Genomic DNA, 26,945 nt, shown 5'->3' on the forward strand with positions numbered 1-26,945 from the left:
CAATGGCCCGGACCTGCGGAAACGGCCTCACGGGTGGGGACGCACCGGCCGTCCGAACGGCGCGGGCCCGGGCGCGGGCCCGTCTCGGCTCGTGGCGCAGAATGAGGACATGGCACGTTCGGGGGAGAGAGCGCGGCACTGGCGGTACGAGGAACTGCCCGGCGTCGACCTGCTGCGGGCCCGGTACATCCACAAGACCTTCGTGCGGCACACCCACGAGAACTTCGTCATCGCCGCCATCGCCGACGGCGTCGAGGTGTTCCACCACGGCGGCGCGGACCAGTACGCCGGACCGGGCTCCCTGGCCCTGGTCAACCCCGACACCCCGCACACGGGGCGCGCCGGCGTCCCCGAGGGCTGGCGGTACGGGGCCGTCTACCCGTCGCCGGACCTGGTGGCCGAGATCGCCGCCGAGACCACAGCGATCCGCGGCACTCCCGGATTCACCAGCCCTGTGCTCGACGACCCGTACGCCGCCCATCTGGTCCACCAGGTGCTGCGCGCCGCGGACGAGGGCAACGCGCTCGCCGCCGACACCCTGCTCAGGGTCGCCGTGACCAGATTGCTGCGACGGAACGGCGGGTCGCTCCCGCAGCGCGCCCCGCGCACGGCGGGCGCGCGAGTCGCGGCACGCGCGCGTGCCCTCCTCGAAGCCCGGATGACCGAGCCGCCCTCCCTGGAACGACTCGCCGCCGACCTGGGCACCAGCCCCTTCGCGTTGCTGCGCGCTTTCCGGGCCACCTACGGGATGCCGCCCCACACCTGGCTGACCGACGCTCGCGTACGCCGCGCCCGCCACCTCCTGGACTCGGGCACCACACCCGCGGAAGCCGCGCTCGCCGTGGGTTTCACCGACCAGCCGCACCTCAACCGCCACTTCACCCGGATCGTGGGCGTGCCCCCGGGGGCGTACCAGCGCGAGCGCAAGAACGTACAAGACCCGCGGGAGCGGCTCCCTCTACCGTCCGGAGCGTGGCAGAACAGACAGCTCACGCAGACACGCGCACCAAGGACGGCGGAAAACCCGACGCCGCCGTCGTACGAGACGCCCTCGGAGTCGGGGTGGCCGTCGGACTGTCCGGTTTCGCCTTCGGGGTGACCTCGGCCGGCAGCGGGCTGACCCTGCTGCAGACCTGCGCGCTCAGCCTCCTGGTGTTCACCGGTGCCTCGCAGTTCGCCCTGGTGGGAGCGCTCGCGGCCGGAGGCAACCCGTTCACCGCCGCCGCGGGCGCGTTCTTCCTGGGGGTGCGCAACGCCTTCTACGGGCTGCGTCTGTCGCAGCTGCTGGCCCTCCCGCGCGCGGTGCGGCCGTTCGCCGCCCAGTGGGTCATCGACGAGACCGCGGCCGTAGCGCTCGCCCAGGCCACCCGACGCAGTGCGCGGATCGGTTTCACCGTCACCGGACTCACGCTCTATGTGCTGTGGAATCTCACCACGCTGCTCGGCGCGGCAGGGGCCGAAGCCATCGGCGACACCGACGCATGGGGCCTGGACGCCGCAGGGCCCGCCGTCTTCCTGGCCCTGCTCGCGCCGATGCTCAGGACCACCACGGAGCGGGCCGTCGCCGGTCTCGCGGTGGTCCTCGGCATCGGGCTCCTTCCGGTGCTGCCCGCCGGTGTCCCCGTCCTGGTGGCCGCGCTCGCCGCCCCGGCCGTGCTCTGGGCCGAGGGCCGCCGCGGGGAACGTACGACCGATGGGAAGCCCGCCGACGACGCATTTGGGGACGACCGTTGAACATCTGGATCGCGATCGGTGTGACCGCCGTCGGCTGCTACGCCGTCAAGCTCGTCGGTCTGCTCGTCCCCGCCGGTGTCCTGGAACGACCGCTCGTCAAACGGCTGGCCGCCCTGCTTCCCGTCGCCCTCCTGGCCGCTCTCACGGCCCAGCAGACCTTCGCCGACGGCCGCGTCCTGGTGGTGGACGCGAAGGTCGCCGGCCTCGCGGCGGCCGTCGTGGCGCTGCTCCTGCGGGCCCCCTTCCTGCTCGTCGTCTCCGCGGCCGTGGCGGTGACGGCAGGGGTACGGGCGATGACGGGCTGATTCCGGGGGCGGCACGCGCGCGTGAGGTTTTCCCTCGCGCGCGTGCGTGCGTGCCCTTCTCGGAGGCTGTCAGGCGATCGGCATTCCGTACGCCCGCAGGGTGCGCAGCGCCTCGATCGTCACGATCGGGCGCGCTTCGAGGGCGGTGCCCGGTGCCCACTGACGCCAGCGGATCGGCCAGCCGCCGTCCTCCTGCTGTTCGCTCGCCAGGAAGTCCAAGGAGCGTGCCATCTCCTCGTCGGTGAACCACGCGCGCGCGAGCGAGTCCGGAGTCTTCGCGTAGTCGTGCGCGAAGTGACGCTCGCCCGGCGCATAGCCGGGCGCCACCGGGAACTCCTCAGGGCGGTCGGGGTCCAGCGCCGCGAGCCGCTGCTCACGCACGAGGCGGCCGATCCGGTCGGCGGCCGCCTCCGCGCGCGGGCGGTCGGGTGCGTAGTCCAGGAAGGCCACGGCCGCCTCGATCTCGTACGGATGCGACTTGTCCAGGGACTCCACCGCCTGCCAGCAGAAGTCGGTGGCCCGGAACAGCCAGGCGTGCCACACCTCGTTGTGGTGCAGCAGGCCCACCACGGGGCCGGTGGAGAGGAGCTCACTGGGCGGGTTGTCCATGATCGGCACAAAGGGGGCCGCCGGATAGCCGCGCTGGCTGGGATGGATCGCCGGCAGCGCGCCGTCCTGCGTCGACACGGCGGTCAGATAGCGGCACACGCGCTCCACGCGCTGTCCGCCGCAGCGCCCGATCGAGTCCAGGACGCGCAGTGCGTGCCCGGTGTGCAGAGGCTGGCTGACCGGACCGCGCAGATCGGGTTCGAGCGCGTGACCGTACCCCTCGTCCTCGTTGCGGTAGGCGGCCAGCGCGGTCTCGACCGCGTCGGCACCGCCACCGAGGAAGTGGTACGCGAAACGCCGCTGCTCCAGCACGCGCGCGGTGAGCCAGACGAAGTGCTCGGCGCGGGCGAGCGGTGAACGCGCCGGGGGCGTCGGGGGGAGTGGGGATGCTCCTGTTTCGGCCATGCTCCGACCGTAGGACGGAAAACGTTCTCGGCAAGCGGTCCCGGCTCGGCCCCACTCTCAGGGGCGGGATACTGGAGTCATGCGGTTGACGGTCTTCTGGCAGTTGATGTCGAATCACTTCGGTAAGGGATACGCCGACACCTTCGCGCGCGATCACGTGATGTCGGAGCTCGGCGGGCGCACGGTGCACGAGGCGCTCGACGCGGGCTGGGAGGCCAAGGACGTGTGGCGCGCGGTGTGCACGGCGGTGAACGTTCCCTACGAAAAGCGCTGACCGGCCACGAACATCTGAGGGGCCGGGACCGATTGTCGGCGGCGTGGGTGAAACTTGGACCGTGGCATCGACAGAAGAGTCCGCCCAGGCCGGACAGGACGCATCCCCGCCCGGCATGACGCCGCCCCCGCGGCCCCCGGCCGAAGGGGCGGTCGGGGGCCGCGGGGGCGCCCGCATGCCACGCTGGCTGCCGCGCGCCATGGTGCTCGCTCTCGCCCTCATCGCCTCGTTCCAGCTGGGCAGCTGGGCCTTCCACCAGCTGACCGGGCTGCTGATCAACATTCTGATCGCGTTCTTCCTGGCGCTCGCCATCGAGCCCGCGGTGAGCTGGATGGCCTCGTACGGCATGCGCCGAGGGCTGGCCACGGCGCTCGTGTTCTTCGCCGTGATGATCGTGAGCGCGGGCTTCGTCACGCTGCTCGGCTCGATGCTCGCCGGACAGATCATCGACATGGTCGAGGACTTCCCGAAGTACGTCGACTCGGTGATCAGCTGGGTCAACACGACCTTTCACACAGAGCTCAGCCGCGTCGACATCCAGGACAGTGTGCTCCGCTCCGACTGGCTCCGGAGGTACGTGCAGAACAGCGCGAGCGGTGTTCTGGACGTGTCCGCGCAGGTGGTGGGCGGTCTCTTCCAGCTCCTGACGATCGTGCTGTTCGCGTTCTACTTCGCCGCCGACGGGCCGCGACTGCGGCGCGCGCTGTGCTCGGTACTGCCGCCCGCCCGCCAGGCCGAGGTGCTGCGCGCGTGGGAGATCGCCGTCAAGAAGACCGGGGGCTATCTGTACTCGCGCGGTCTGATGGCACTGATCTCGGGCATAGCGCACTTCATCCTGCTGGAGGCCCTCGATGTGAACTACGCGCCCGTGCTCGCCGTCTGGGTGGGCCTGGTCTCGCAGTTCATCCCCACCATCGGTACGTACCTCGCCGGCGCCCTGCCGATGCTGATCGCCTTCACGGTCAACCCCTGGTACGCGCTGTGGGTGCTGATCTTCGTCGTGATCTACCAGCAGTTCGAGAACTATGTGCTGCAGCCCAAGCTGACCGCGAAGACGGTGGACGTCCACCCGGCGGTCGCCTTCGGGTCGGTCATCGCGGGCACCGCGCTGCTCGGCGCCGTCGGCGCGCTGATCGCCATTCCCGCGGTCGCCACGCTGCAGGCGTTCCTGGGGGCGTATGTGAAGCGGTACGTCGTCACGGACGACCCCCGGGTGCACGGGCGCCGCGAGCGGGGCTCTGGCACCTTCATCGCGCGGCTGCGCGGGGCTGTGCGCGGGCCGGGGGCGTCGCAGCCGGTCGCCGACGACGCGGCGCGGGAGTCTTCGTAGCGGGCCCCCGAACGGTCCGCGCATCCCCGCGACACTGCCTGTACGGGCTGGAATCGCCCGGGCGTTGAGCCGTGAAGCTGCCCGCGGCGGAGCCGTGTCGTGCGCTTGACACAAAAATCGAACATCCATTCTTATGGAGTCTCCGGCGGGGTTCTCGACGGCGATTTCGCCGGGAAGTGCCCGAGTTATCCACAGGCTGGGCGGCTGTCGGGACGCATTGTCAGTGGCAGGCGTTAGCGTCTTTGACGTGAAGCGATCGACTCAAGCAAATCGGGTGGAACCCATGGCAGGAACCGACCGCGAGAAGGCGCTCGACGCCGCGCTCGCACAGATTGAACGGCAGTTCGGCAAGGGCGCGGTCATGCGCATGGGCGAGCGGCCGAACGAGCCCATCGAGGTCATCCCCACCGGGTCGACCGCGCTCGACGTCGCCCTCGGCGTCGGCGGCATCCCACGCGGCCGAGTCGTGGAGGTGTACGGACCGGAGTCCTCCGGTAAGACGACCCTGACCCTGCACGCGGTGGCGAATGCACAGAAGGCCGGAGGCCAGGTCGCCTTCGTGGACGCGGAGCACGCCCTCGACCCCGAGTACGCGAAGAAGCTCGGCGTCGACATCGACAACCTGATCCTCTCCCAGCCCGACAACGGCGAGCAGGCCCTGGAGATCGTGGACATGCTGGTCCGCTCCGGCGCCCTCGACCTCATCGTCATCGACTCCGTCGCGGCGCTCGTCCCGCGCGCGGAGATCGAGGGAGAGATGGGTGACTCGCACGTGGGTCTGCAGGCTCGTCTGATGAGCCAGGCGCTGCGGAAGATCACCAGCGCGCTCAACCAGTCCAAGACCACCGCGATCTTCATCAACCAGCTGCGCGAGAAGATCGGGGTGATGTTCGGCTCCCCGGAGACCACGACCGGTGGCCGGGCTCTGAAGTTCTACGCCTCGGTGCGCATGGACATCCGCCGCATCGAGACTCTGAAGGACGGTACGGACGCGGTGGGCAACCGCACCCGTGTCAAGGTCGTCAAGAACAAGGTGGCGCCCCCCTTCAAGCAGGCCGAGTTCGACATCCTCTACGGGCAGGGCATCAGCCGCGAGGGCGGCCTGATCGACATGGGCGTGGAGAACGGCTTCGTCCGCAAGGCCGGCGCCTGGTACACGTACGAGGGCGACCAGCTCGGCCAGGGCAAGGAGAACGCGCGCAACTTCCTGAAGGACAACCCCGACCTCGCCAACGAGATCGAGAAGAAGATCAAGGAGAAGCTGGGCGTCGGCGTGAAGCCGGAGGAGCCGACCGCCGAGCCGGGAGCTGACGCGGCGGTCTCGGCCGTCCCGGACACGCCCGTGAAGCCGGCGGCCGCTCCTGCGGCCAAGGCCGCCAAGTCCAAGGCCGCGGCGGCCAAGAGCTAGTCCGTGACGCGACGAACCGACTGGGCCGAATACATCTCCACCGGTGTCCCGGAAGGGCCGGGGCATGGGGGCGGCATCGGCTCCGAAGGAGACAGCGACAGGGCGTACGGCGGTGAAGGGCCGCTGGACACCGGGCACTCGGGCGACGACGATCCGCGTGGCGGTGGCCGTGGTGGACGAGGCCGCGGTCGTCGACGGCACGGATTCGGTGAGCCGTCCGGCGGCCCGCAGGACCGGGGCTCCCCTTCCTCGTCGAGGGCCGAGAAAGGGGAGCCCCCAGGGGACCCGGCTGAGCGGGCGCGAGCCATCTGCCTGCGCCTGCTCACCGGGACCCCGCGCACGCGGAAGCAGCTGGCGGACGCGCTGCGCAAGCGAGAGATCCCGGACGACGTGGCGGACGAGGTGCTGTCCCGCTTCGAAGAGGTCGGCCTGATCAACGACAGCGCCTTCGCGGACGCCTGGGTGGAGTCCCGGCACCACGGCCGGGGTCTGGCCCGGCGGGCGCTCGCACAGGAGCTGCGGACCAAAGGCGTGGACTCGACGCTGATCGACGAGGCCGTCGGACAGCTCGACTCCGAGCAGGAGGAAGCGACGGCGCGCGAGCTCGTCGCCCGCAAGTTGCGCTCCACCCGCGGCCTCGACCGGGACAAGCGGCTACGGCGCCTTGCGGGCATGCTCGCCCGCAAGGGCTACTCCGAGGGCATGGCCCTACGGGTGGTCCGCCAGGCCCTGGAAGAAGAGGGCGAGGACACGGAGGGGTTGGGAGAAGAGGGCTTCTGACCCGAAGGACCTTGGGAAGCGCCGTCCTTCCAAGGTCCCTTGGGGCCGGAAAACCTTGGGACCGAGTTCTCCGGCCGGGCCCGGAACACGGTAGACGCGCGGGGGCGCCGATCGCGTTCAGGGCCCGGATCCCTGCCCGGACCTCAAGGCGCACGGCCCAACTCGCCTAGCCCGCAGGGAGAGTGGGGTTAACCCCCCGCCGAAGACGCCGGGCCGCCGCAATGCACGGATACCTGTGCACAGACGACTGTGTACGCATGGCACAGGAACCCGGCGCCACAACACCCACAGACCACCCTCCCGCGACCCTCTCGCCGGAGCGCCCCGCCCCCATTGAGCTCTCCGACCTCGCCGCCCTCAAAGCGCTCGCGCAACCCCGACGGCAGCGGATGTTGCAGCACCTCACTGTGCACGGCCCTGCCACATCCGCGACGCTTGCCCGGGCCCTCGGCCTCAACACGGGGGCCACCAGCTACCACCTGCGCGAGCTCGCCCGCTACGGCTTCGTCGAGGAGACCGGGACCGCCGGCCACGGCCGGGAGCGCTGGTGGCGGGCTGTCCCCGGCGACCGCCGCTTCCCGCCGCGCAGCCACCAGAGCCCCGAAATGCGGCTCGTCATGGACGAGTTGAACCATCACGCGTACGCCGCCGACCTCGAACTCTTCGAGCAACTCCAGCGGGACGCGGCCGACGACCCGTGGGCCGACGCGTTCCCGTACTCGCGCGGCACCATCCGGCTGACGCTCCCCGAACTCCACGAGTTCTTCGAGGAGTACATCGCGCTCCTCAACCGCTACAAGCGCCCCGAAGCCGACACCCCGCCCGGCGCGCGCACGGTGCTCACACGGTTCCTCGCCTTCTCCACGCAGGACGACAGCCCCGCCGACAGCCTCGGCCACAGCCCCGACAACAGAAGAGAGACCGAGACCCCATGATGCTGCGCTACGCCCTGCAGACCGTCCGGGACCGCAAAGGCGGCTTCCTCGGCGCCTTCCTCGCCCTGATGTGCGCTGCCACCCTCATCACCGCCTGCGGCACCCTCCTGGAAACAGGGCTACGCGGCACCATCCAAACCGAGCGCTACGCCGCCGCTCCCGTCGTGGTCTCCGCCGACCAGAACGTCCACCAGACCACCGTCAAGCGCAAGAAGGGCAAGACGAAGACCAAGCACAAGGCCAAGCCCATAGCCGAGCGGGCGTGGCTGCCGGACGAGGTCGCAGCAAAGCTGAACAGAGCTGCCGGCGTAGACAGAGTCATCCCCGAACTGACCTTCATGGCCCAGCCGTTGACACCGGCAGGCACAGGCGACAGGACCCCCTACGGCCACGCCTGGGACTCCGCCGCCCTCACCCCGTACACCCTCACCACGGGCACCCCGCCCACAGCACAGAACGACGTGGTCGTCGACCGGTACCTGGCCGACCGCGCCCGCCTCAAGCCCGGCGACCGCCTCACCGTCCAGTCCACCCAGAGCCCGCGTACGTACCGCGTCACCGGAATCGCGGCGCCCGCCGTCGACGTACGCCACCAGACCTCCCTCTTCTTCTCCACCTCCGAGGCGCGGCGTCTCGCCGCGCACCCCGGTCGGGTCACCGCGTTCGGCGTCATCCCCAGCAAGGGCACGGACACGGCCACGCTCACCACGTCCGTGACCAAGGCGCTGCACGGCACCACCGCGCAGGTCAGCGCGGGCGGCGAGCGGGGCCCCGTCGAGTTCCTGGACGCGGCCACCGCTCGCGTCAAGCTGGTCAGCATGGGCGGCGCGATGGGCGGTACGTCCCTGCTCGTCGCCGTACTCGTGGTCGTCGGCACCTTCGCGCTCTCCGTGCAGCAGCGCCACCGCGAACTCGCTCTGCTGCGGGCCATCGCGGCCACACCGGCCCAGCTCCGCACACTCCTCGGCCGCGAGGCCCTGCTCGTCGGCGCTGCCGCCGGAGCAGCCGGGGCGCTAGCGGGGCTGCCGCTGGGCCACTGGCTGCACGGCAGGTTCGTCGCCATGGGCGCCGTCCCCGCCACGCTTCAGCACACGACGAGCGTCTTCCCGGTGTTCGCCGCGATCGCCGCCACCTTGTTGGGCGCCTGGGCCGCCGCTCGTGTCTCGTCCCGCCGCATCACCCGTATTCGTCCGGCCGAGGCACTCGCCGAGGCCAGGGTCGAGCGCACCCGGCCTGCTTGGGGACGCATCCTCGCGGGTCTCGCGTTGCTCGCCGGAGGCGTGGTTCTCGTCACCGTGCTCAGCGTCCTGCGTACCGAGCCCGCCTCGACTCCGGTGACCTTCCTGGCTGTTGTGGTCCTCTCCACCTCCGTGGCGCTGCTGGGACCCCTCCTGGTGAGGGCGGCCGCGGCGGTCCTGCGTGTCCCGCTGCGGCTGTCCGGTCCGAGCGGCAGGCTCGCGTCGGCCAACCTTCGCGACAACGCCGCCCGCATGGCCTCCGTCGTCACCCCGCTCACCCTCCTCATCGGTATGACCTGCACCGTCCTCTTCGTCCAGCCGACCCTCGGGGATGCCGCCCGTACCCAGGCCCGCGAGGGCATCCGTGCCGACTGGGTCCTCGCCGGGCAGGGCCCCGGCGTACCGGCGCAGGCCGCACGGCAGCTCCGTACGGACCACGACGTCGCCACCGAAGTCGTCCGCACGACCGTCCGGGCCGGCCTCGACAAGTTCGCGGCACAGGGCGTCACCACCGCCGGCCTCACCCGCACCTGGGACCCCGACGTCACCGCCGGCTCCCTCGCGAAGCTCACGAACGACACCGTCGCCGTCAGCGAGCTTGCCGCGGACCAGCTCCACTTGAAGCCCGGCAGCCGACTCAGGCTCACCCTCGGCGACGGAACGCCAGTCACACTCACCGTCGCCGCTGTCTACGCCAAGGGGCTCGGCTTCGGCGACCTCACCATGGCCCATGACCTGGTCGCCCGCCACGTCGACAACCCGCTCGCGGCCACGGTCCTTGTCTCCACCACCCGTTCCCAGGTAGAACTCGCGGCCGACGTCCGGAAGTTCCCCGGCCTACGGGTTCTCTCGCCGGCCACCGCGGACTCCCTGCAGGCCGAGCGCCAGCGGGCGAACGCCGAGGTGAACTACCTCGCCATGGGGCTCGTTCTGGCCTTCACCGCCATCGCCGTCGTCAACACGCTCGCCATGTCCGTCTCCGAGCGCGTCCGTGAGTTCGCGATGCTCCGCCTCGCCGGAGCCACCCGCCGCCAGGTGCTGCGGATGCTGCGCACCGAGGCGCTGGCGGTGCTCCTCTTGGCCGTGACCCTCGGCAGCGGCATCGCGCTCGCCGTCCTCACGGCATTCAGCATCGGCATGACCGGCAGCGCGGCACCGGCGATCGCACCTCTGCTGTACGTCCTGGTGGTGGGGGCGGCCGGACTCCTGGCCCTTGTCGCCACCGCCCTGCCGGGCCGCGTGGCGCTGAAATCCCGTGCTGTCGTGGTGGCTACGGCCAAGGAGTAAAGGGCAGTACGCCAAGGAAGTAAGGGGCAGTACGCCATGGTGGGGGCCCATTACATGAAGGGACCCCCACAGCGATACATGCCCAGGATGCCGACGGCTTAGAACTCACGCCAAGACTTCAGGCCAAGAACTCACGCTGAACACTCGCGCTGAGAACTCACCGGAAGCCCGGCAGCCCTCCAAGCCTGGAAGCCGCCCACCAGATCCGTAGCCCGATGGAGCCCCAATTGCCGCAGTGACGCGGCCGCGAGGCTCGACGCGTAGCCCTCGTTGCAGACCACCACGACCCGCAGATCGTGGCTCGTGGCCTCGGGGGCGCGATGGCTGCCCTGCGGGTCGAGCCGCCACTCCAGTTCGTTGCGCTCGACGACGAGGGCGCCGGGAATGATCCCGTCGCGGTCGCGCAGGGCGGCGTACCGTATGTCGACCAGCAGAGCCTCGTCGGCCTGCACGGCGCGGTAGGCCTCGGGTGCCTGGACCCGGTCGAGGCCCGCACGGACGCGTTCCAGCAGCTCATCGATGCCGACGGGGCGGTCGGCGCTCACTGCCAGTCCGCCGGACGCTCGACCTGCTCAAGGCGCAGAACCTGGCCGGTGCGGCTGTAGCGACGGATCTGCGGCAGCGGCGGGTAGTACGCGTGGACGGAGACCGCATGCTGATCGGTGGACTCGTTGAGCACCTCGTGGACATGGTGGCGACCGAAGGCGCGGCCCTTGCCTGCCGGCAACCGCCGTTCCCGGTCGACCCCCTCAGTGAGTTCCAGCGTCTTCCAGCCGTCGGCGGGCAGCCGGGCGGTGAGTGAGTTCTCCTTGAGCTCGCCCGACGCGGTGAGGAACGCGCCGACGGACTCGGCGTGGTCGTGCCACCCGGTGCCGGTGCCGGGGGGCCAGCCGATGAGCCAGGCCTCGCTGCCGCCGGGGCCTTCGAGGCGTACCCACGTACGGCCCTCGGGGTCTAGCGGGAGCGACTCGATCAACTCGGTGTCGGCGGCCGTCCGCCGGACGAAGTCGAGCAGCTCGGCCTGAGTGGGAGCGTGAGTGGGGTCGTGCACCGGGGTGGAGGCAGCGGGAGCCGGGGTGGATACAGAGGGTGACGAAGACACGGGTACCGTCCAGTGAGTGTTCGCGGGAGTGCGCGGCGGCACAAGCGGCTCGCGCGGGGGAGTGGAAGGCGAATTCAGCAGGACGTGTGACACACGCAGCCCGCATAGCGGAGGAGGTCCATATGGACCCTCCGCCACAGGCGCACACAGGTGTCGGTCACGATCCGGAGTACACCATGACAGTGCGGACCGGTCAACTCAGTGTCACCGAATGGACGGCGGCTCAACTGGTGCCCGCGGCCTGGGTGGTGGCTCGTGGGCCGCCCAGAGCCGCCTCGGCCGCCTCGTACAGATCGGCCGGGCGCACCCCGTTCAACGCCGTGACCAGGTGGCCGTCCGGACGGATCAGCAGCACCGTGTGCGCGGCGGCTCCCGGGTAGCTCTCGGCGACCAGTAGTTCGGCACGGTGCGGCAGCGCGGTCACGGCGGCCGCGAGCCGGGGCATGATCCCAGCCGTCACCCAGTGCCTTCGTTCCCACACACCGGTGCCCGGCGCGATCAGCAGCACGAGGAGTGCCCCGCGCCCCAGCCTCTCCCGCAGCCGTACGAACGAGCCGTCCTCCGCCGTGACTCGCACATCGGTGACCGGAGCACCCACCGCTGTGGCGACATCGAGAGCCGACTCGGCGCGTGGAGGCGCGAGGGGCGAATCGGCGTACGCCCCCGGCTCACCCAGCGGGCCGCGCCCCAGGTGCCCATCTGTGAGCAGCGCGTCATGGCCACGCGCCGACCCGGGCACGACAGCGCGCAGGCCTCCGCCGGACCGCAGCACCGGTAGCGCCTGGTCGGCCGCACGGAGCCGTGCGGCGACGATGGCACGCCGCTCCACCTGGTAGCTGTCGAGCAGCGCCTCGTGCGGCCCGTGATGCCAGGCGAGGGCAAGCTTCCAGGCGAGGTTGTCGGCGTCGCGCAGGCCCTCGTCGAGGCCCTGGGAGCCGAGCGCGCCGAGTAGATGCGCGGCGTCCCCGGCGAGGAAGACACGGCCGACCCGCCACCGGCGGGCGAGGCGGTGGTGGACGATGTGGACTCCGGTGTCGAGCAGTTCGTACGGCGGTGTGGAACCTCCGCTCCAGCCCGCGAGGGTCTCCCGGACGCGCGCCACCAGCAGGTCGGGCGTGACCAGGTCCTTCCCCGGCGGCAGCAGCCAGTCCAGACGCCAGACACCGTTGGCGAGGGGACGCCCGGTCACCTCCCCGGCCGAAGGCCCTGACGTCCGCCACGGCGGCATCCGATGCAACAACGCCTCACCCGGCCACGGAAGTTCCGTACGCAGCGCCGCGACGGCGTGTCGCTCCACGGCCGTACGTCCCGGGAAGCGGATGTCCTCCAGCTTGCGCACCGTCGAGCGTGGGCCGTCGCAGCCGATCAGGTAACTGCCGCGCCACCACGTGCCTTTGGGGCCGCGCGTGTGTGCGGTCACGCCTCCCTTCTCCTGCTCTATCGAGTCGAGGCGGCTCTCCACGGCGACCTTGATCAGGCGCTCGTTCGCGATCGCTTCCCGCAGGGCGCCGGTCAGCTCGTGCTGGGCGATGTGCAGGGGAGCGGGATCGTCGTCGCTGAACGTGATCTGCCGCATCACCTGCTTGCGCCGCATCGAACGCCATCCGGACCAACGGAAGCCGGTCTCGGTGAGGGAGGATCCCGTGAGCCGCGCCACCAGTGCCGCGGTGTCCTCGCGCAGCACGACGGTTCGTGCCAGCCTCTGTTCGTCCTTGCCGGATCCCTCGTCCAGGACGACGGACGGCACCTCCTGACGCGCCAGCGCCAGGGCGAGCGTGAGCCCGACGGGCCCAGATCCGACGATGATCACCGGGTCCACGGCGTGGCTCCCCCTGCCCGGAGCGGTGTCCCGAGGGACGTATGGAAACGGGCAGTTGAAGCCGGGTGCACGATCACAAAACGTATGCAACAGACTGAGTGCCACCTGGTCAAGCCGGGCTCATGCGAGTGGTCCCTCTCAGAGGCGGCTTGCGGTGGGCCGGGCGCGGGACGAGGCCCGGCCGTGGCTTCGGACCGCCCGGCGACAGGCGCCGCTCGTCTCCGAGTCATGCGTGAGTGCGGGGCCCGCCGGAACATCCGGCGGGCCCCTCACACAGTCCTGTTCACACAGTCCTGTCCGATCACGCGTCAAGTGTTGGTGTCCCCGACGCCCCCCACACCGAAGCCGCCGCCTCCCGCGCCGGTAGCCGCGGTGCCTTCGACCGCCGCCGGCGGAACCACCGCTCCGGTCGACTTCTTGCCGCGCCGCAGCCTGCCCTCCAGCCAGCTCGCGAAGCTGGTGAGGATGAAGTTCAGCAGGATGAAGATGGCACCGACCATGATGAAGCTGGGCACGACATTGGCGTAGTTGGCCGCGAGCGTCTGGCGCGAGTTGAGGAGCTCGGGGAACTGGAGCATCACGCCGCCGAGCGCGGTGTCCTTCACGATGACGACGAGCTGACTGACGATGGCCGGCAGCATGACGGTGACCGCCTGCGGAAGCAGGATGCTGTTCATCGTCTGCCCCTTGCGCAGGCCGATCGCCTTGGCGGCCTCCGTCTGGCCCTTCGGGAGAGCGAGGATGCCGGCCCGTACGACTTCGGCGAGCACCGAGGCGTTGTAGAGCACCAGGCCAGTGACGACTGCGTAAAGGGGCCGGGTCTCGCTGCTGATGTCCGTGGAGCGGACGTACACCTCATTGGCGAACAGCATCAACAGCAGCACTGGGATCGCCCGGAAGAACTCGACCACCGCACCGGCCGGAACCCGCACCCACCGATGGTCGGAGAGACGCGCGATGCCGAAGATCGCACCGAGCGGCAGGGCGATCACCATGGCGAGCGCCGCGGCCTTCAGGGTGTTGCCGAGGCCGGGCAGAAGATAAGTCGTCCAGGCCTGGGCCTGGGTGAACGGTTCCCACAAGGCCCAGTGCAGCTGTTCCTTGTCGTCCATCGTCCGCCAGATCCACCACAGGAACAGGGCGAGCAGGACGAAGAAGACGACCGAGAAGATCAGATTGCGCCGCTTGGCGCGAGCGCCGGGGGCGTCATAGAGAACGGAGGTCATCGCTTCACCGCCAGTCGCTTGCTCAGCCAGCCGAGGATGAGGCCGGTGGGCAGAGTCAGTACCACGAACCCGAAGGCGAAGATCGCGCCGATGAGCAGCGTCTGGGCCTCGTTCTCGATCATCGTCTTCATCAGGTAGGCGGCCTCGGCCACGCCGATCGCGGCCGCCACGGTCGTGTTCTTGGTCAGCGCGATCAGCACGTTCGCCAGCGGTCCGATGACCGAGCGGAAGGCCTGCGGCAGCACAATGAGCCAGAGGACCTGGCTGAAGCTCAGCCCGATGGCGCGTGCCGCCTCGGCCTGCCCGACGGGCACCGTGTTGATGCCGGAGCGCACCGCCTCGCAGACGAAGGCCGCGGTGTAGAGGACGAAACCGAGCACGGCCAGCCGGAAACCCTGGACCTTGAAGTCGTCGGCCGCACCCATCGTCACGCCGAAGATGTCGGCGAGGCCCAGTGAGTTGAAGACGATGATGACGGTCAGAGGGATGTTCCGGACGATGTTCACATAAGCGGTGCCGAAGCCGCGCATGAGCGGGACCGGACTGACCCGCATGGCTGCCAGCAGGGTGCCCCAGATCAGGGAGCCGAGGGCGGAGAGGGCGGTGAGTTTCACCGTCATCCAGAACGCCCCTAGGACGTTGTAGCCTTCAAGAAAGTCGAACACGATCTCCCGCGCTTCCGGGTGTGTGGAGTACGAGGCGGGCGCGGCGCGCCGCCGCCACCGAGGTCGCGGCGGGCGGCGGCGTGCCTGCGGATCCCTGCGTTACTTGACGATGTTCCCGATCTTCGGCGCCGGCTCGTTCTTGTAGTCGGCGGGACCGAAGTTCTTCTCGACGGCCTTCTCCCAGGAACCGTCGCTGACCATCTTCTCCAGTGCGGTGTTGATCTTGTTCACGGTCTTGGTGTCGCCCTTCTTGACACCGATGCCGTAGTTTTCGTTGCTCAACTTGAGCCCGGCGAGCTTGAACTGCCCCTTGTACTTGTCCTGGGCAGCGAAGCCCGCAAGGATCGAGTCGTCGGTCGTCACCGCGTCCACGGCGCCGCTCTGCAGGCCGGCGATGCACTCCGAGTAGCCGCTGTACTCACGCAGCTGGGCCTTCGGGGCGATCGTGTCATGGACGTTCTGCGCCGAGGTGGAACCGGTCACGGAGCACAGCTTCTTGCCGTTGAGGTCCGTGCCCTTGGAGATGTCGGAATCCGACTTGACCAGCAGGTCCTGGTGGGCCAGCAGGTAGGGGCCGGCGAAGTCGACCTTGGCCTTGCGCTCGTCGGTGATCGAGTAGGTCGCCGCGATGATCTTCACGTCGCCCCGGGAGAGCGCGTTCTCACGGTCGGCGCTCTTCGTCTCGACCCACTCGATCTGGTCGGCGTCGTAACCGAGTTCCTTGGCCACGTAGGTCGCGACGTCCACGTCGAAGCCCGAGAAGGAACCGTCCGGCTCCTTCAGGCCGAGGCCGGGCTGGTCGTACTTGATGCCGATCTTGATCTTGTCGCCGCCACCGGAACCGCTGCCGGAGGCGGAGCTCTTGCTGTCGTCACCGCCGCAGGCGGTCGCCGTCACGGAGAGGACGAGTGCAGTGGCGGCCACGGCGGTAGCCTTGCGAAGCTTCATGGTGAACATCCTTTGCTGGTGAAGAGATGCGGGCCGTTCGATGCGGGTGGCACGGGCTCTTCGTGGACCCGTGCGCAGGCGCCTCAGTGGTGCAGGATCTTCGAGAGGAAGTCCTTGGCACGGTCGCTGCGCGGGTTGCTGAAGAACTGGTCCGGCACAGCCTCCTCGACGATCCTGCCGTCAGCCATGAAAACGACACGGTTGGCAGCCGAACGGGCGAAGCCCATCTCGTGCGTGACGACGATCATCGTCATGCCGTCACGGGCGAGCTGCTGCATGACTTCCAGGACCTCGTTGATCATCTCTGGGTCGAGGGCCGATGTCGGCTCGTCGAAGAGCATCACCTTGGGGTCCATGGCCAGCGCCCGGGCGATCGCGACACGCTGCTGCTGACCGCCCGAGAGCTGTGCGGGGTACTTGTCCGCCTGTGTGCTGACGCCCACCCGGTCCAACAGCGCGCGTGCCTTCTCCTCGGCGGCCTTCTTGTCCGCCTTGCGGACCTTGAGCTGGCCCAGCGTCACGTTCTCGAGCACCGTCTTGTGGGCGAAGAGATTGAAGGACTGGAAGACCATGCCGACGTCGGCACGCAGTCGGGCGAGCGCCTTGCCCTCCTCGGGCAGTGGTTTGCCGTCGATCGATATGGCTCCCGAATCGATCGACTCCAGACGGTTGATCGTGCGGCACAGGGTGGACTTTCCGGACCCGGAGGGCCCGATGACCACGACAACCTCACCACGAGTGATGGTCAAGTCGATGTCCTGGAGCACGTGCAACGCGCCGAAGTGCTTGTTGACGTTCTTCAGCACGACCAGATCGTCGGCCATGGGTACGGCGTCCTTGGTCACCGATACTTCGGTCATCGGCCTCTTGCTCCGTCCTCCTCGGTTGCGGAGACAGTAGTAACGCCGTACGACCAGCGTCATTACATCTGAGGGGAAATTGAGCATAACGATCTGGTAGCAAGCGGACACTCTTCGTGAAGGGAGCCATCCAGGGTGTACCAGCACGAGCTGAGTACCGGCTGAGTAACGGAAACCGCCCTCGCCCCGCTCCCCCTTGACGCCGTCCTTGTCCATCGGCGTGACTTCCTTGGAGAACCCGCGCGTGCGCACGTATATGTGCCGACATTGTATGACTGATGAAGGGAAGGGGGCCGGAATGAGACTGCTCCTCGTCGAGGACGACAACCATGTCGCCGCCGCGCTGTCCGCGGTCCTCGCACGGCACGGCTTCGAGGTCGTGCACGCCCGCAGCGGCGAGGAGGCCCTGCAGGCGCTCGTCCCGGAAGGCGAGGGCTTCGGCGTGGTACTTCTCGACCTCGGCCTCCCCGACCAGGACGGCTACGAGGTCTGCGGCAAGATCCGCAAGCGCACCAGCACTCCGGTGATCATGGTGACCGCGCGTTCCGACGTACGTTCCCGGATCCACGGCCTCAACCTCGGCGCCGACGACTACGTGGTGAAGCCCTACGACACCGGGGAACTGCTCGCCCGTATCCACGCCGTCAGCCGGCGCACCGCTCCCGACGACGCGGCGGTCCCCGGGGAGACCGCGCTGAAACTCGGGTCCGTGCACATCGAACTGCCCACCCGACAGGTCAGTGTTGACGGTTCGGTCGTCCAACTGACCCGCAAGGAGTTCGACCTTCTCGCGCTCCTCGCCCAGCGCCCCGGAGTCGTGTTCCGACGGGAACAGATCATCAGCGAAGTGTGGCGCACCAGCTGGGAAGGAACAGGCCGCACCCTGGAGGTGCACGTCGCCTCCCTGCGTTCCAAGCTGCGGATGCCGACCCTGATCGAGACCGTGCGCGGAGTCGGCTACCGGCTCGTCGCCCCTGCGTCGTAGCGGGCCCGGGTGAGCGCACGCCTCCTTCCGCTGCTCATCGTTCTGATGGCGGCCGTACTGCTCGCTCTCGGTCTCCCGCTCGCCATCAGCGTGGCGGCGGCCGAGCAGCAGAAAGTGGTCGTCGACCGCATCGACGACACGGCACGCTTCGCGTCGCTGGCACAGTTCGTCACCGACCGCCCGACCGGCTCCCGGGTCGCCTCCACCCCCACGGACGAGCGCCGCGAGACCCTCCGCCAGGAACTCACCAAGTACCACGGCGTGTACGACATCCGGGCCGGGGTCTTCTACCGCAGCAAAGAACCCATGGCCAACGCGCCTACGGACTGGTACCTGCCCGACGAGAGCGAAGGCCTCCAGGCGTTCAACGAGGCGCTCCTGGGCCGCCGCAGCCACGACCCGGAGCAGGTCTGGCCCTGGCAGCGCAACCGGCTCGTCGTCGCGTCCCCGGTCATCCGGGACGGCGACGTCATCGCGGTCGTGGTCACCGACTCGCCCACCGGACAGATGCGTTCGAAGATCCTCCACGCCTGGCTCATCATCGGCGCGGGAGAGGCCGCCGCGATGCTCCTCGCCCTCGGCGCCGCGCTGCGCCTCACCGGCTGGGTGCTGCGGCCGGTACGCGTCCTCGACGCCACCACGCACGACATCGCGACCGGACGCCTCAAGTCCCGGGTCGCGGTCGCCGGAGGCCCACCGGAACTCCGGCGTCTGGCCCGCTCGTTCAACGAGATGGCCGACAACGTCGAGGACGTCCTGGAACAGCAGCGCGCCTTCGTCGCCGACGCCTCGCACCAGCTGCGCAACCCCCTGTCCGCCCTGCTGCTGCGCATCGAGCTGCTCGCCCTGGAACTCCCCCAGGGCAACGAGGAGATCGCCTCCGTCCGCACCGAGGGCAAGCGCCTCGCCAACGTCCTGGACGACCTGCTCGATCTGGCTCTGGCCGAGCACGCCGAGGCGGATCTGCGGCTCACCGACATCGGCGAACTGGCCGCCGAACGCGTGGCGTCCTGGTCGCCGGTCGCCGACGACAAGGGCGTACGCCTGGTCGGGAACTGCCCGGCCACGACCGCCTGGGCCGACCCGGTCGCCCTCTCCAGCGCACTGGACGCGGTGATCGACAACGCGCTGAAGTTCACGCCCGAGGGCAAGTGCGTCGAGGTCGAGGTGGCCTCCAACGGAGAGACCTCGACCATCGTGGTCACCGACCGCGGTCCGGGGCTCAGCGACGACGAACTCACCCGTATCGGCGACCGGTTCTGGCGCAGCGCCGGCCACCAGAACATCAAGGGTTCGGGTCTCGGACTATCGATCTCACGGGCGCTGCTCGCGGCGGGCGGCGGGTCGATCGCGTACGCCCATCACGAGCCGCACGGTCTGAAGGTGACAGTGATTGTGCCGCGCTCGGCGCCTACGGCCTGATGACTCGGCGCCGACGGCCTGATGACCCGGCGTCCACGGCCTGATGACCCGGCGTCCACGGCCTGATGACTCGGCGTCCATGGCCTGCTGCCAGGGCTCAACCGGGTTACGGCTTGACCGAGCGGTAGTAGCGGCGCGCGCCCTCGTGCAGGCCCAGGGGATCGGTGTAGATCGCCGTCCGGAGGTCCACGAGCTGCGCCGCGTGCACCTCGCCGCCGATGCGGTCGCGGCTGTCGATCACCGTACGCGTCAGCCCTTCGGTCAGCTCGGCGTCGGTGTCGGCCCGCGTCACGAGCAGGTTCGCCACCGCCAACGTCGGTACGGCGGCGCCCGCCTGTGCCTTGGGATAGGCGTCCGCGGGCATGACGGCGGCGCGGTAGTAGCGGGACTCGCGGCCCTGCTTGTGCAGCTTCTCGATGAGGTTTTCGTCGATCGGGACCAGCCTGATGTCCACGCTCGTCGAGAGGTCGGTCACGGCACTGGTCGGCAGCCCGCCGGACCAGAAGAAGGCGTCGATCTTGCCCTCCTCGAGCAGCTTCGGCATGGTTCCTATGCCCTCGGAGACCGGGGTGATGTCCTTCCCCAGGTCGAGACCGGCCGCCTCGAGCACATGCCCCGCGATCAGCCGTACGCCCGAGCCGGGCTGCCCCACGGCCACCTTCTTCCCCCGGAGATCCTTGATGGAGTCCACGGAGGACGCGCGCGGAACGACCACGTGCACATAGTCGTCGTACAGCCGGGCGCAGCCGCGCAGCTGGTCCGCACCCGGTCCGCCCGCCAGTTTGTACTTCTCCACCGCATCGGCCGCCGCGATCGTGAAGTCCGCCTTCCCGGTGGCCACCCGCGCCACGTTCTCCTGCGAGCCCTCGCTGTTCAGCAGCTTCACGTCCAGGCGTGGCATGTCCTTCGCCAGTGCCTTCTGCAGCAGCTCCCCGTAGAGCTGGTAGACCCCGGTCCGCGTACCCGTGCTGAAGGTGACCGTCCCGCCCGGCGAGCTCTCGCCCAGGGGCAGCAGCCACCACAACAGCAGCCCGAAGGCCACGAAGGCGGCGGTCGAACCCTGCAGGACGCGGCGTCTGCCGATACGGCCGAGTGCCTGGAACATGCGCGCGATCCTGCCAGCTCACCGGCGGCGATGACCAGGGCAGGGTCCATGAGCCACCCTCCATGCGCCGGTGTCGGCCTTGCCCGCCGCGAATACCCGGCCACGCGCGCGTGGCGACCCCGTACCCTGGTGTACGAGATGAGCGCGAAGACTTACGAGGTGCGCACCTACGGGTGCCAGATGAACGTCCACGACTCCGAGCGGCTCTCCGGGCTGCTGGAGGACGCAGGTTACGTGCGTGCGCCCGAGGGCGCGGACGGCGACGCGGATGTCGTCGTCTTCAACACGTGTGCCGTGCGGGAGAACGCCGACAACCGCCTGTACGGCAATCTCGGCCGTCTCGCGCCGATGAAGTCGAAGCGGCCCGGGATGCAGATCGCCGTCGGTGGCTGTCTCGCGCAGAAGGACCGCGACACCATCGTGAAGAAGGCGCCCTGGGTGGACGTCGTCTTCGGCACGCACAACATCGGCAAGCTGCCCGTCCTCCTGGAGCGCGCCCGCGTCCAGGAAGAGGCACAGGTCGAGATCGCCGAGTCGCTCGAGGCGTTCCCCTCGACGCTGCCGACCCGCCGCGAGAGCGCCTACGCCGCGTGGGTCTCCATCTCCGTCGGCTGCAACAACACCTGCACGTTCTGCATCGTCCCGGCGCTGCGCGGCAAGGAGAAGGACCGCAGGACCGGTGACATCCTCGCCGAGATCGAGGCGCTGGTCGGCGAGGGCGTCAGTGAGATCACGCTGCTCGGCCAGAACGTCAACGCCTACGGCGCCGACATCGGCGACCGAGAGGCCTTCAGCAAGCTGCTGCGGGCCTGCGGGAAGATCGACGGCCTGGAGCGCGTGCGGTTCACCTCGCCGCACCCCCGTGACTTCACGGACGACGTGATCGCGGCGATGGCCGAGACGCCGAACGTGATGCCCCAGCTCCACATGCCGCTGCAGTCCGGCTCCGACCCCGTCCTGAAGGCGATGCGTCGCTCGTACCGGCAGGACCGGTATCTCGGGATCATCGAGAAGGTCCGTGCCGCGATCCCGCACGCCGCCATCACCACGGACATCATCGTGGGCTTCCCCGGCGAGACCGAGGAGGACTTCGAGCAGACCCTGCACGTGGTCCGCGAGGCGCGTTTCGCCCAGGCGTTCACGTTCCAGTACTCCAAGCGCCCCGGCACCCCGGCGGCCACCATGGAGAACCAGATCCCCAAGCAGGTCGTGCAGTCGCGCTACGAGCGCCTCGTCGCCCTCCAGGAGGAGATCTCCTGGGAGGAGAACAAGAAGCAGGTCGGCCGCACCCTGGAGCTGATGGCCGCCGAGGGCGAGGGCCGCAAGGACGGCGCCACGCACCGCCTCTCCGGCCGTGCCCCGGACAACCGTCTGGTGCACTTCACCAAGCCCGACGTCGAGGTCCGCCCCGGCGACGTGGTCACCGTGGAGATCACGTACGCCGCCCCGCACCACCTGCTCGCCGAGGGTGCCGTCCTCGACGTGCGCCGCACGCGCGCGGGAGACGCCTGGGAGAAGCGCAACGCGGCCGAGACCACCAAGCCGGCGGGCGTGATGCTCGGGCTGCCCGCCGTGGGCGTCCCGGCGCCGCTGCCGGCCCCGACGGGCGGCTGCTCCGCCCACTGACCGCACTGAGCGCGCCCACTGCGACGGGGAACCGCGGCAGTAGGCTGCGATCATGCTGGTCGCCGCCGCCGTCTGCCCCTGTCCGCCCCTGCTCGTGCCGGAGGTCGCGGCGGGCGCGGCCCCCGAGCTGGACGCCGCGCGAGCGGCCTGCGAGGACGCCCTCGGGGTGCTCGCCGCGGCGCGGCCCGACCGGCTGATCGTCGTCGGCCCCGCCGAGCCGAGCGGACGCGGACCGCATCCGGAAGGCTCGCGCGGCTCGTTCCGCGGCTTCGGCGTGGACCTCGATGTGCGCCTCGGCGGGAACGGGCCGGGCGTCGACCCGTCCGACACGTCGGTACGTGAACTTCCGCTCTCGCTGGCCGTCGCGGCCTGGCTGCTCCGACGAACGGACTGGTCCTACGCCCCGGTCGAGGGTCTCGGCGTGGAGGAACGTCTCGCGGTCGAGCGCTGCCTTCGGGCCGGAAGGGAAATCGCCGCGCGGGCCGGACGGGTGGCGCTGCTGGTGATGGGCGACGCCAGCGCGTGCCGGACGGTCAAGGCGCCGGGGTATCTGGACGATCGGGCGGCGGAGTTCGACGCGGCGGCCGCGCGTGCGCTGGGGACGGCGGACGTGGCGGCCCTCAAGGCACTGGACGCCGACTTGGCGTACGAGCTGAAGGCCTCCGGCCGCGCCTCCTGGCACGTGCTCGCGGGCGCGGCCGAGGGCGCGGGCCTCGGCGGCACGCTGCTGTACGAGGACGCGCCCTACGGCGTGGGGTACTTGGTGACGGCCTGGTCGTAGGCGCCCGTCGCCCGACGCCGGCCGGCTACGGGGCGCGGTCCTCGGGGCGCCGCAGTATCCGGGCGGGATGGCGGTGGCCGGCGCGATCGCCCGCAGATGCTGTTCTGCGGGGCGGAGAGCCGCTACACGGAGCCGTCGCCGCAGGACCTCTCGCGGGCACAGATGCGTGACGGCCGGTGGAGGCGCGGGACGTGGCGGCCGGTTCGCCTCGGGGCGTGGTGGTCGGTGGAGGCGCGGTGCGTGGTGGCCGGTTCGCCCCGGGGCGTGGTGGTCGGTTGAGGCGCGGTGCGTGGTCGTCGGTTGGCCCCCCGGGCGTGGTGGTCGGTTGAGGTGTGGGATGTGGTGGCCGGTTCGCCCCGGGGCGTGGTGGTCGGTGGAGGCGCGGGGCGCGGTGGCCGGTTCGCCCCGGGGTGTGCGGTGGCCCGTTGGTCCTAGGGCGTGGTGGCCGGTTGAGGCGCTGGGTGTGGTGGCCGGTTGGCCCCCCGGGGTGTGGTGGCGAGTTGGTCCCAGGGCGGGTGGCCGCTTGGTCCCCGAGGGTGCGGTGGCCCGTTGGTCCTAGGGCGTGGTGGTCGGTTGAGGCACTGGGCGTGGTGGCCGGTTGAGGCGCGGTGCGTGGTGGTCGGTTGGCCTCCGGGCGTGGCGGTCGGTTGGCCCCGGGGCGCAGTGGTCGGTTGGCCCCCGGGCATGGTCGCCGGTTGAGGCGCGGGGCGTGGCTTCGCGCGGCAGCAGATGGCATTGGCCAAGCACGCGGCGGACGGCCCGGAGCCTCAGGTGCTCCGCGAAGCCGTCCGCCGGCGTGCTGTTTTCACGAGGTCGGGGGCGGCGGAGGCGCAGCGCCGCCCTCCGTCCCGCCACTCTCCTTGTGCGCGAGCCGGTCCAGGGCGTCCTTGGCCTTGTCGGCCCTTGTGTGGATCTTGTCGCTGTACTTGCCCTTGGTCTTGTCATCGGCCAGCTTGGCGGCCCTGTCGAGACCGTGCTCGATCTTGTCGATCCTGCCGGGATGCCGTTGTGCGAGGTCTGAGACCTTCTCCTTGGCAGGCGCGAGCTTGCCCTTCAGATTGTCCAGGAGACCCATGGTTCACCCACCCTCGCGGGACAGTTACTTGTGGGCGCCCTCGTCGGCCTGGTTGTCGGCCGCCTCCTCGGCGGACTGCTGCTTGGGGATCTCGACGCCGTCCCCCGACGCAGTTTCGGCGGGCTCGCCCGACGTTGCCGCGGACTCGGTCTCCGTCTCGGCCGACCCCTTCGCCCCCTTCGCGGCTTCCTTCGTCTCGGCCTTCACCTCGGGTTCGGCCGTCGGTGTGTCGGCCTGCGCCTCGGTGCTTGACGTATCTTCGGACTTCTTGGACTTAGATCCATCTTTCCTTAGAAGCCTTGCAAAAACGCCCATATCATCTCCATACACTACTCGTGCGGGCGAAATTCCGCGTCGCCCGGTGCGTCCCATTGCCTCGCCCGGGTCGCCGGCCCTCAAAACCGGCGGCTGGAACCTCCCAACAGGCAACGACCCCGGGCCCGCGGCGTCACGTATCTCGTTCGAGAAGAGGCCCTGGGGTTTGCGAGACTGTTGCGGTGAGTAGTTCAGCCCCCGCTCCGCGGGTCATCGCCGTCGTCGGTCCGACCGCCGCAGGAAAGTCCGATCTGGGTGTCCACCTGGCCCAGCGTCTCGGGGGTGAGGTCGTCAACGCCGACTCCATGCAGCTCTACCGGGGGATGGACGTCGGCACCGCCAAGCTGACGCCCGAGGAGCGCGCCGGCATCCCCCACCACCTTCTGGACATCTGGGACGTGACGGTGACCGCGAGTGTCGCCGAGTACCAGCGGCTCGCCCGTGCCCGTATCGACGCGCTGCTCGCCGAGGGGCGCTGGCCGATTCTCGTCGGCGGCTCCGGCCTGTACGTCCGCGGGGCCGTCGACAACCTGGAGTTCCCCGGCACCGACCCCGAGGTGCGGGCCCGACTCGAGGACGAACTCACCCTGCGCGGCTCCGGCGCGCTGCACGCCCGGCTGGCCGCCACCGACCCCGAGGCCGCCCACGCGATCCTGCCCAGCAACGGCCGCCGTATCGTCCGTGCCCTCGAAGTCATCGAGATCACCGGCCAGCCTTTCACCGCCAACCTCCCCGGCCACGACTCCGTGTACGACACCGTGCAGATCGGCGTCGACGTGGCGCGCCCCGAGCTCGACGAGCGCATCGCCCGCCGGGTGGACCGGATGTGGCAGGCCGGACTGGTCGAGGAGGTGCGCGCACTGGAAGCACAGGGGTTGCGCGAGGGGCGTACGGCATCGCGGGCGCTCGGTTACCAGCAGGTACTGGCGGCGCTCTCCGGGGAGTGCACCGAGGACGAGGCGCGAGCCGAGACCGTACGCGCCACCAAGCGCTTCGCGCGCCGCCAGGATTCCTGGTTCAGGCGCGACCCGCGGGTGCATTGGCTGAGTGGGGCCGCGACGGATCTCACGGAACTTCCGCAGCGTGCGCTGGCGTTGGTCGAACGACCGGTTACAGCCTGATCACGTCATGGCATCGGGACGCTCCGGCCGCCATCCCGGCCGCCGGGGCCGTGCCATCATCGAGCTTCGATCGACCAAGTGGAGTCCGAGTTGGGAGGGCGCGTGGCGATGGAGGCCGGCCCTCGCGACACCGCACAAGGCGCGGAGCGTGACACCGCGCAGGATCCGCGGGATCCGGAAGGGGACCGACTGAGCCCCGACGGGCCCGACGAGACGTCGGGCGGCGTGACCGCCGACGGACCCGAGCCCGGCGAGATGTTCGCGGAGCCCGAGGTCGAGGTCGAGCTGCGCCCGCAGCGCCGGCTGCGCATCTGGCAGCTCGCGCCCATCGTGGGCCTCGCCGCCCTCGGGTCCCTGATGTTCGCCTTCCCCCTGGCGTTCAACTTCGGCGACAGCGGCGCCATGATCGCCATGCTCGGTCTGCTGATCTCCTCCTGCGCCGCGGGCTGGGGCATGATGGCCGCCCGCCGCGTCGGCCACACCTGGCCGGGCCTGCCGCAGCGCGGCTCCGACCGTCGCTCGGACTGGCGGGTCGTGATCGCGTACGCCGTGGTGGTCGCCGTGGTCGTCGTCCTCGCCGTGTGGCGCGTGGCCCGCCTGCGCTGAGGCCCCGGAGCGGACACGGTGTCGTACCGACCCCGTACGATCGAGGAATGAGCACGCGGATCGCCTTCCTCAAGGGACACGGGACCGAGAACGACTTCGTGATCGTCCCCGACCCCGAGAATGCCATCGACCTGCCCCCGGCCGCCGTCGCCGCCCTCTGCGACCGCCGCGCGGGCATCGGCGGGGACGGTCTGCTGCATGTCGTACGGTCCGCCGCGCATCCCGAGGCCAAGGACATGGCGGCCGAGGCGGAGTGGTTCATGGACTACCGCAACGGCGACGGTTCGATCGCGGAGATGTGCGGCAACGGAGTGCGGGTGTTCGCCCGCTACCTCCAGCGCGCCGGCCAGGTGACCGAAGGGGACCTCGCGATCGCCACGCGCGGGGGCGTGAAGTCGGTCCACATCGCCAAGCAGGGCGACGTCACCGTCGGCATGGGCAAGGCGTTCCTTCCCGAAGGTGACGTGACCGTGAGTGTCGGGGAGCGCAGCTGGCCCGCGCGCAACGTGAACATGGGCAACCCCCACGCGGTCGCCTTCGTCGACGACCTCGGCCACGCCGGAAACTTGTACGCACCCCCGCCGTTCAGCCCGGTGTCCGCGTACCCGGACGGGGTGAACGTCGAGTTCGTCGTCGACCGTGGCCCCCGGCACGTCGCCCTGCGCGTGCACGAGCGCGGCGCCGGCGAAACCCGCTCGTGCGGCACCGGCGCGTGCGCCGTCGCCGTGGCCGCGGCGCGACGGGACGGAGCCGACCCCGCCGTGACCGGCACCCCGGCGACGTACACCGTCGACGTGCCCGGAGGACGCCTGGTGATCACCGAGCGGCCCGACGGCGAGATCGAGATGACCGGCCCCGCCGTGATCGTCGCCGAGGGCGAGATCGACGCCGAGTGGCTCGAAACCATCACCCCCTGAACCTTCGCTCGAATGGGTGATCCGTTTCACGCTCGGCGAGAGGTGGTCAGCCGGGCGTGTTGAGCTC

Annotated in this window: 28 protein-coding genes; 16 read left to right on the forward strand and 12 right to left on the reverse strand. The window is 70.0% G+C overall.

Annotated features, from left to right (window positions below; all coding sequences use genetic code 11):
- The first annotated feature begins 109 nt into the window (after positions 1–109).
- The 3 genes from FE633_RS02795 to FE633_RS02805 are packed head-to-tail and all read left to right on the forward strand — an operon-like array spanning position 110 to position 2,039.
- Complete coding sequence (locus tag FE633_RS02795) at positions 110–1,099, forward strand: AraC family transcriptional regulator (RefSeq protein WP_246113377.1); 990 nt, start codon at positions 110–112, stop codon at positions 1,097–1,099.
- Positions 1,063–1,734, forward strand: a complete 672-nt coding sequence (locus FE633_RS02800) for an AzlC family ABC transporter permease (protein ID WP_246113378.1) — start codon at positions 1,063–1,065, stop codon at positions 1,732–1,734. Before FE633_RS02795 ends, FE633_RS02800 begins: the two co-directional genes overlap by 37 nt.
- The gene (locus FE633_RS02805) at positions 1,731–2,039 is read left to right on the forward strand and encodes an AzlD domain-containing protein (RefSeq protein ID WP_138043462.1); all 309 of its coding nucleotides are present in this window, start codon (positions 1,731–1,733) and stop codon (positions 2,037–2,039) included. The genes FE633_RS02800 and FE633_RS02805 overlap by 4 nt, the downstream gene beginning before the upstream one ends.
- A 69-nt stretch (positions 2,040–2,108) precedes the next feature.
- Here FE633_RS02805 and FE633_RS02810 read toward each other — a convergent pair whose 3' ends face one another.
- Positions 2,109–3,053 (reverse strand): hypothetical protein, encoded by a 945-nt coding sequence (locus tag FE633_RS02810; RefSeq protein WP_138043463.1) that lies wholly within the window; start codon positions 3,051–3,053, stop codon positions 2,109–2,111.
- 79 nt (positions 3,054–3,132) lie between these two features.
- Between FE633_RS02810 and FE633_RS02815 the strand changes: the two genes are divergently transcribed.
- From FE633_RS02815 to FE633_RS02840, 6 genes are all read left to right on the forward strand, one after another.
- Positions 3,133–3,327 carry a DUF3046 domain-containing protein gene (locus tag FE633_RS02815; protein WP_138043464.1) on the forward strand — a complete coding sequence of 65 codons (195 nt, stop codon included), beginning with the start codon at positions 3,133–3,135 and terminating at the stop codon, positions 3,325–3,327.
- Positions 3,328–3,388: 61 nt separating this feature from the next.
- Positions 3,389–4,657 carry an AI-2E family transporter gene (locus FE633_RS02820; protein WP_138043465.1) on the forward strand — a complete coding sequence of 423 codons (1,269 nt, stop codon included), beginning with the start codon at positions 3,389–3,391 and terminating at the stop codon, positions 4,655–4,657.
- A gap of 283 nt (positions 4,658–4,940) precedes the next feature.
- Positions 4,941–6,065 (forward strand): recombinase RecA, encoded by a 1,125-nt coding sequence (gene recA, locus FE633_RS02825; protein WP_138043466.1) that lies wholly within the window; start codon positions 4,941–4,943, stop codon positions 6,063–6,065.
- A gap of 3 nt (positions 6,066–6,068) precedes the next feature.
- On the forward strand, positions 6,069–6,845 hold the full coding sequence (gene recX, locus FE633_RS02830) for a recombination regulator RecX (protein ID WP_138043467.1): 777 nt from the start codon (positions 6,069–6,071) through the stop codon (positions 6,843–6,845).
- 257 nt (positions 6,846–7,102) lie between these two features.
- Positions 7,103–7,780 (forward strand): winged helix-turn-helix domain-containing protein, encoded by a 678-nt coding sequence (locus FE633_RS02835; protein ID WP_138043468.1) that lies wholly within the window; start codon positions 7,103–7,105, stop codon positions 7,778–7,780.
- Positions 7,777–10,305: an ABC transporter permease gene (locus FE633_RS02840; RefSeq protein ID WP_138043469.1), complete on the forward strand. Its 2,529-nt coding sequence runs from the start codon at positions 7,777–7,779 to the stop codon at positions 10,303–10,305. Before FE633_RS02835 ends, FE633_RS02840 begins: the two co-directional genes overlap by 4 nt.
- Before the next feature lie 131 nt (positions 10,306–10,436).
- Here the strand turns inward: FE633_RS02840 and FE633_RS02845 are convergent, their stop codons facing one another.
- The 8 genes from FE633_RS02845 to FE633_RS02875 form a co-directional block, all read right to left on the reverse strand.
- The gene (locus FE633_RS02845; protein ID WP_425473138.1) at positions 10,437–10,850 is read right to left on the reverse strand and encodes a rhodanese-like domain-containing protein; all 414 of its coding nucleotides are present in this window, start codon (positions 10,848–10,850) and stop codon (positions 10,437–10,439) included.
- Entirely contained in the window at positions 10,847–11,407 is a 561-nt protein-coding gene (locus FE633_RS02850; protein WP_171059773.1) for a cupin domain-containing protein, read from the reverse strand. The genes FE633_RS02845 and FE633_RS02850 overlap by 4 nt, the downstream gene beginning before the upstream one ends.
- A gap of 74 nt (positions 11,408–11,481) precedes the next feature.
- Complete coding sequence (locus tag FE633_RS49670) at positions 11,482–11,529, reverse strand: hypothetical protein (RefSeq protein ID WP_425473146.1); 48 nt, start codon at positions 11,527–11,529, stop codon at positions 11,482–11,484.
- 101 nt (positions 11,530–11,630) lie between these two features.
- Complete coding sequence (locus FE633_RS02855) at positions 11,631–13,226, reverse strand: FAD-dependent monooxygenase (RefSeq protein ID WP_138043472.1); 1,596 nt, start codon at positions 13,224–13,226, stop codon at positions 11,631–11,633.
- Between the two features lie 308 nt (positions 13,227–13,534).
- Positions 13,535–14,452 (reverse strand): amino acid ABC transporter permease, encoded by a 918-nt coding sequence (locus tag FE633_RS02860; protein ID WP_138043473.1) that lies wholly within the window; start codon positions 14,450–14,452, stop codon positions 13,535–13,537.
- Complete coding sequence (locus tag FE633_RS02865; RefSeq protein ID WP_138043474.1) at positions 14,449–15,117, reverse strand: amino acid ABC transporter permease; 669 nt, start codon at positions 15,115–15,117, stop codon at positions 14,449–14,451. Before FE633_RS02865 ends, FE633_RS02860 begins: the two co-directional genes overlap by 4 nt.
- Positions 15,118–15,216: 99 nt before the next feature.
- Positions 15,217–16,065, reverse strand: a complete 849-nt coding sequence (locus FE633_RS02870; protein ID WP_138043475.1) for a glutamate ABC transporter substrate-binding protein — start codon at positions 16,063–16,065, stop codon at positions 15,217–15,219.
- Positions 16,066–16,148: 83 nt separating this feature from the next.
- Entirely contained in the window at positions 16,149–16,925 is a 777-nt protein-coding gene (locus FE633_RS02875; RefSeq protein ID WP_138043476.1) for an amino acid ABC transporter ATP-binding protein, read from the reverse strand.
- Between the two features lie 298 nt (positions 16,926–17,223).
- Here FE633_RS02875 and FE633_RS02880 point away from each other — a divergent pair, with 298 nt between their 5' ends.
- Positions 17,224–17,910 (forward strand): response regulator transcription factor, encoded by a 687-nt coding sequence (locus FE633_RS02880; RefSeq protein WP_138043477.1) that lies wholly within the window; start codon positions 17,224–17,226, stop codon positions 17,908–17,910.
- A gap of 9 nt (positions 17,911–17,919) precedes the next feature.
- On the forward strand, positions 17,920–19,332 hold the full coding sequence (locus tag FE633_RS02885) for a sensor histidine kinase (RefSeq protein ID WP_138043478.1): 1,413 nt from the start codon (positions 17,920–17,922) through the stop codon (positions 19,330–19,332).
- A gap of 106 nt (positions 19,333–19,438) precedes the next feature.
- Here FE633_RS02885 and FE633_RS02890 read toward each other — a convergent pair whose 3' ends face one another.
- Positions 19,439–20,437, reverse strand: a complete 999-nt coding sequence (locus tag FE633_RS02890; protein ID WP_138043479.1) for a TAXI family TRAP transporter solute-binding subunit — start codon at positions 20,435–20,437, stop codon at positions 19,439–19,441.
- 138 nt (positions 20,438–20,575) lie between these two features.
- Here FE633_RS02890 and miaB point away from each other — a divergent pair, with 138 nt between their 5' ends.
- Positions 20,576–22,063 (forward strand): tRNA (N6-isopentenyl adenosine(37)-C2)-methylthiotransferase MiaB, encoded by a 1,488-nt coding sequence (gene miaB, locus FE633_RS02895; protein WP_138043480.1) that lies wholly within the window; start codon positions 20,576–20,578, stop codon positions 22,061–22,063.
- A gap of 52 nt (positions 22,064–22,115) precedes the next feature.
- Positions 22,116–22,844, forward strand: a complete 729-nt coding sequence (locus FE633_RS02900; protein ID WP_138043481.1) for a class III extradiol dioxygenase subunit B-like domain-containing protein — start codon at positions 22,116–22,118, stop codon at positions 22,842–22,844.
- An 805-nt stretch (positions 22,845–23,649) separates the two neighbouring features.
- Here the strand turns inward: FE633_RS02900 and FE633_RS02905 are convergent.
- Together FE633_RS02905 and FE633_RS49410 are read right to left on the reverse strand one after the other, a co-directional pair.
- Positions 23,650–23,919: an antitoxin gene (locus tag FE633_RS02905; RefSeq protein WP_138043482.1), complete on the reverse strand. Its 270-nt coding sequence runs from the start codon at positions 23,917–23,919 to the stop codon at positions 23,650–23,652.
- Positions 23,920–23,943: 24 nt separating this feature from the next.
- Positions 23,944–24,126, reverse strand: coding sequence for a gliding motility protein (locus FE633_RS49410; protein ID WP_342790759.1), 183 nt, complete (start codon positions 24,124–24,126; stop codon positions 23,944–23,946).
- Positions 24,127–24,416: 290 nt separating this feature from the next.
- On the opposite strand from FE633_RS49410, the gene miaA reads away from it, so the two are divergent.
- The 3 genes from miaA (at position 24,417) to dapF (ending at position 26,878) form a co-directional block, all read left to right on the forward strand.
- A complete protein-coding gene (gene miaA, locus FE633_RS02915; RefSeq protein WP_138043484.1) occupies positions 24,417–25,355 on the forward strand; it encodes a tRNA (adenosine(37)-N6)-dimethylallyltransferase MiaA in 939 nt (312 codons plus the stop codon).
- A gap of 108 nt (positions 25,356–25,463) precedes the next feature.
- Complete coding sequence (locus tag FE633_RS02920) at positions 25,464–25,961, forward strand: hypothetical protein (protein WP_138043648.1); 498 nt, start codon at positions 25,464–25,466, stop codon at positions 25,959–25,961.
- Positions 25,962–26,008: 47 nt separating this feature from the next.
- Positions 26,009–26,878, forward strand: coding sequence for a diaminopimelate epimerase (dapF, locus tag FE633_RS02925; RefSeq protein ID WP_138043485.1), 870 nt, complete (start codon positions 26,009–26,011; stop codon positions 26,876–26,878).
- The last annotated feature ends 67 nt before the right edge of the window (positions 26,879–26,945 follow it).

Source organism: Streptomyces montanus (assembly GCF_005786655.1).
Taxonomy (GTDB): Bacteria; Actinomycetota; Actinomycetes; order Streptomycetales; family Streptomycetaceae; genus Streptomyces; species Streptomyces sporangiiformans.